This window comes from uncultured Rikenella sp. (assembly GCF_948810725.1).
GTDB lineage: Bacteria > Bacteroidota > Bacteroidia > Bacteroidales > Rikenellaceae > Rikenella.
This window is the reverse complement of the sequence record NZ_CAQIVA010000077.1, coordinates 1-5031: the sequence shown is the minus strand read 5'-3', so window position 1 is coordinate 5031 and position 5031 is coordinate 1. Positions and strand designations below refer to the sequence as shown.

Here is a 5031-nt window from a genome sequence, read left to right as displayed (position 1 = left end):
GAGCGGTACGAACCCGACGCCTCCGGTCGTGTCGTGATCCCCCTGCGGGCCTTCTTCGAGGCCCACCTGCACGCCCCCGGCCTCGACGAGATTCCCGCCGAGGGGCTTCCCCTGACCACCTACACCTATTCCATCGACGGCACGGAGGCCGGCACATTCTGCGTGCTGCCCGGCGGCGTGAACGCCGGGAGCCTCGATACTCCGCTTTTTCTCAAGAGCAACTTCCTGACCTGGCAGCCTCAGACCCGGTACGTCGGATATCACGAACCCCAGTGGCTGCGATACGTTGCTCTGAACGATTGCGCCGTAAAGGTGAAAGGCTACTTCGCCCCGACCGACGACGAGACCGGGGCGGAGCCGGAAACCGTCATCCTCCAAGAGCTGACCGCCGGGCGCGTCTACAGCCTTGACATGAACTACGGCCGGATCCGGGGGCTGTTCGACCGGCAGCCTGCGTATTTCGACGTGTGGGTGGAGGACGCCGAGGGCGATCGTCAGAGCTTCGTGCAGCGGTATGTGCTGCGGGAGGCAGGGGACGAGCAGACCGCCGACTGGTTCGTCTTCGAGAACTCGCTCGGCGGCTACGACACCATCCGCTTCACCGGCGATCGGAAAGAGGTGGGCGAGTCCGAGAGCCGGAACGCCGTCTTCGACGGGGACACCTTCGAGTTCGGCATCGACTACGGCAAGGCGTGGACAAAGTATACCGGTTATCTGCCCGACGAACGGACACGGCAGTGGGTGCTGGAGTTCTTCAGCAGCTGCCGCCGGTACCACCTCGCCGACTCCTCGCTGGAGCGCATCTACGTCTCCAAGCCCAAGCTGGAGGCGACCTCCGGCGAAGCCGCCGGGTACGAGTTCACCTTCGCCTATTCTCACCAATCCCGATACCTGAATATCGCCCGCGACGAGCTGCCCGAACAGCTGGAGATCGTCGGGCCGGGGTCGGAGCTTTTTTTTTTGACGCCCCGGCTCAATGAGTTTCCGCTGCTCGACCCGGAGGGCGATGTCCTGATCCCGGCCCAGTACGCCTACTCCGGCCGATGGGGAGTGATCCCCGCCTCGGCCCTCGGCGGCGGCACGGGCGGCGGGGGAGACGTCGTAACCGGAAAGGAGCCGATCCGCGTCGATCGTACCAACCGTATTGTCCGCATCTCGCACGAGCCTCCGACACTGTCCGCCCCCGAGCGGTTCAACCGCTACGGCAATGTCGACGAGTGGGGCCATATCGTCGAAGACTACCACCCGCACGGTGGCCGGACGGATCATGACTTCGCCGCGCAGGATATCACGGGGCGCGAGCTGTCGCTGACCGGCCCGATCGGGCATCCCGAGTACGTTCCCGGCGTCCTCGGCAGCGCATGGGGCGGCACCCCGGAGGGCGACTTCTGGTTCCGGACGATCGGCGCCCGGGACGGCATCACCACCACCGAGCTCATTTATAACCGGCAGTCGATCGAAGGGAATATCAAGTACTTCACCGACGGCATCAGCATCGACCGGGTGAGCGACACCGCCCGGCTCGTCGACAACCTCGGTCGGCCGCTGCGGACGCAGCACGACGTGCAGCTCGTCACCTCCATCGGCCCCGGCATGTACCATATCGTGCAGAAGAGCTATGACGGCGACGATCGCGTTCCCTTCCGAACGGACGACCTGTTGGTCGGCTACTTCCGCCACGACGGCGTGCTGCCCACCGCCACCTACCTGCGCGTGGTCTCTGTTTTCGGCCCCGGCGAGGGGTTCACCGCCCGCCTCGTGCAGGGCGCACCGCCCCGGCCCCACATGGTACTCGCCCGGCGAGGCAACTACAGCGACCCCGCCCGGCAGAATTCCGTCTACGTGGACGGGAAAACCGGCAAGATGGTCTTTCTGCGGGGCGTAAACGACACCGCCCTGCGTCCCTACAACACCGCTGCGCAGATCGGGTATATCGGCGACGTGGTCGATGGCGACTTCCCCGATATCGCGCCGGAAGAGGTCGGCCTCTACACGCAGAATATCCGCGCCAAGGGCGACTTCGTCCTGCGCAACGGCAAGGACGTCGCCACCGAGTTCTCGGTGACCGCCGGCCGGATCGAGTCGGCCGTGTCGAGCATCGAGACCCTCGACGGACGCGTTACGCAGGAGGTCTCGCAGCTGACGCAGACCGCCTCCGACATCTCGCTCTCCGTCGGCACCCTCTCCGAGAACCTGAATAACCGAATCGACATGGCCGAGTCGCGGATTACGGTCAATGCGCAGGGCATCGAGCAGAAGGTGGGGTTGAACGGTGTGATCTCGGCCATCAACCAGAGCGCCGAGGAGGTGAAGATCGAGGCGAACCGGATCCGGCTGATCGGCGAGACGACCTTGGACGGTATCGTGAACCTGAACGGCACCGTCAAGGCCGAGTACATCGACGTGGAGAACCTGACCGTTCGGAAGCTGCGGACGAAAGAGAGCGGTACCCGGATCGAGATCGACGATCAAACACAGCAGATACGTGCCGTGGATTACCGGGATCGTGAAGTCTTCGAACTGTCCGGGTTCAATTGGAACGAACTCCCGTCGATGGCGTTTTACGATGAATACGACGGTGATTATTCCCGAATGACTAAAAACGGATTCTATGTCTGCAAAGGTAGCGGGAATCCATATGTTTCCGCCACGGCGATCCTGACGGATCGTTTCGTCATTGTCAAATTGCCGGGAGGTGAGGATATGGGTAAAATGGGATGCGCGGACGGACTTGCTTTCCTTCAATTGAAAGCACCCAAAACGCTCGTCACTTTTTCCGGCCTCCAGTCGAAATCCGGCGTCGACGGGAACTGGAAACCGCTCTATATCGACATCGACACCGGAGACGTACGAACCGCCTGACGATGATTCACTAAACCAATCCATACCATGACACAACAGGAATTGCAAATCACCACCACCGCGACGGAGACCATCACCCACGCCAATGCCGAGCGGCACGGGCGGAAGTACATCTTTACCTACAAGCGGACGAACGGCAGATCTCCCTCCGGCATCGACCTCGCCGTTCACGCGCCGACTCCGGACGGTAACTTCGAGCAGCTCGGCGTCGGCCAGCTGGCCAACGGTCGCCTGCTTCTCAACCTGAAAGAAGATATCGGTGCCACTATTTATTGCGAGATCACCGCCGACATCCTCGCCATTATCGAACAAATCAAGCTGCAGGCATGAGTGCACAGGACTACACCAACGGCGCGAACCTCGCCGAAGGGGTTCGCGTCTTCGACGACTTGAACCGGTTCGAGAACTCCGGATTGGAGTGCCCGGTGCTCGTGGGCGATATGGGCGGCGGCATCGGTCAGGCCCGGCTGCGTGTCTTGCGCGACGTCTTCCGTGGGCTGATCGAGGCCGACAACGCCGGGTTCCCCACCGGCGGGGCGGTGTTCATCGCCCTCCAGCCGCTGCGGGAACACATCGATGAGACCGAGATCCACATCACCGAGGAGGAGCGGACGGCATGGAACGCGAAGGCCGACGCCAACGCCGTGAGCGAAGCCCTCGCCGATACGCTGAAAGCGGCGAAAGAGTATGCCGACGACTTGGCTCAGACCCTCTCCGACAGCTTCGCCGCCGCGCTGGAAACCGCCGTGTCGGAACTCAAGGAGGAGATTCGCAACACCGTCGCCACGCTCATCGACAACGCCCCCGAAGCCCTCGACACCTTGCAGGAGCTTTCGGCCGCCCTCGGTGACAATCCGAACTTCGCTACCGAAGTCGCTACAGAGCTGGGTAAGCGCGTAACGAAAGAGGCGCTGGCCGAAGAGCTCGCCAAGTATGTCCCGAAGAGCGGCGACACCACCATCGCCGGCACGCTCACCGCCACCGACTTCCGCATCCCTGAATCCGAATAACGACTATGGCCATCACCCTGCGACAGATCATCGCCCGCAACGGCGGTACCGCCGGCAGCTTTCGCGATCAGACCGAAAGCTGCCGGAACCTCGACTACTTCGCCGATCGCGACATCCGCTCGATGGCCGCGTGGGAGGGGTACCGCTACCTGCTGCGCACCGACAGCGAGAGCGAGACCCAAACTCACTATTCCGACTGGGCCTGCGACACCCCGGCTGTGAACGGCCGCAAGACTCGTGTCCGGTATACCGATTCCCGGAGCCGGACGCGGGCCGTCTGGTCGGACGGCACCACCGACGCGTGGGGCGAGTGGTCAGACTGGCAGCAGACCGTCGCCGAGACCGAAGAGGCCTTCGACGGTACGAGCTGCCCCTACCGCACCGATACCGAATCGCAGTCCGAGTCCAAGACCGAGTACAGCGGCTGGACGTGCGACGTCCCGGCGGTAAACGGTCGCATGACGCGACACCGCTACACCTACGTCCGATACCGCTATCGCGACATCTACAGCAACGGTACCACCGGCACGTGGAGCGAATGGGGCGGATGGACACAGACTGCCGACACCGTCGAGGAGTCGTACGATGGCACGAGCTGTCCCTACCAGACCGGCACCGGCTCGCGCCACGTTTACGGCACGTGGGCCTATACGCTCCCCACCGGCACCGGCGCACAGGGGAGCCGCACCCGATCGCACAACCTCGTCACGTGGCCGATCTACAGCAACGGCGCAACCGGAGCGGAAAGTTCCATCGCCCAGCCGAACGAGACCGAAACGGTTACCTCCACCCGCGAAAGCCGGGGGAGCGGTTATTCCTGTTCCGGCACCTACAAGCAGAACTACACGACCTATCGGAATGTCTTCAAGTTCAGCGACACGACACAATATTCCGCCAACTACAATGTGAGCAGCGGTTTGGCGGCGCAGGTAGACGGCTATTGCGGCTATACGGCTACGAAGTACTACATCTGCGGCGCGGGCGGAAATACCTTCGCCCAGTGTCCGGAGTACTACTACTTCGGGATCGGTCTTTCGGCCGATTGGCCCGGCATGAAATTCGACGTACCGAATAACGCTCAAGGCTGTCAGTGTCTCCAGTTTTATAAGACGACCGACACCTCGACGCGGGTCAAGATCCAGAGCGCGCGGCTGGTGAA

Annotated in this window: 3 protein-coding genes and 1 pseudogene; all 4 read left to right on the top strand. The window is 62.7% G+C overall.

Annotated features, from left to right (window positions below; genetic code table 11):
* A pseudogene (locus Q9S52_RS10400) lies at positions 1-2862 on the top strand (hypothetical protein); the annotation flags it as partial.
* A 27-nt stretch (positions 2863-2889) separates the two neighbouring features.
* On the top strand, positions 2890-3192 hold the full coding sequence (locus Q9S52_RS10395; RefSeq protein WP_304709063.1) for a hypothetical protein: 303 nt from the start codon (positions 2890-2892) through the stop codon (positions 3190-3192).
* Entirely contained in the window at positions 3189-3872 is a 684-nt protein-coding gene (locus tag Q9S52_RS10390; protein WP_304709062.1) for a hypothetical protein, read from the top strand. The genes Q9S52_RS10395 and Q9S52_RS10390 overlap by 4 nt, the downstream gene beginning before the upstream one ends.
* A gap of 5 nt (positions 3873-3877) precedes the next feature.
* On the top strand, positions 3878-5031 hold a 1154-nt coding region (locus Q9S52_RS10385; protein WP_304709061.1), incomplete at its 3' end, for a hypothetical protein.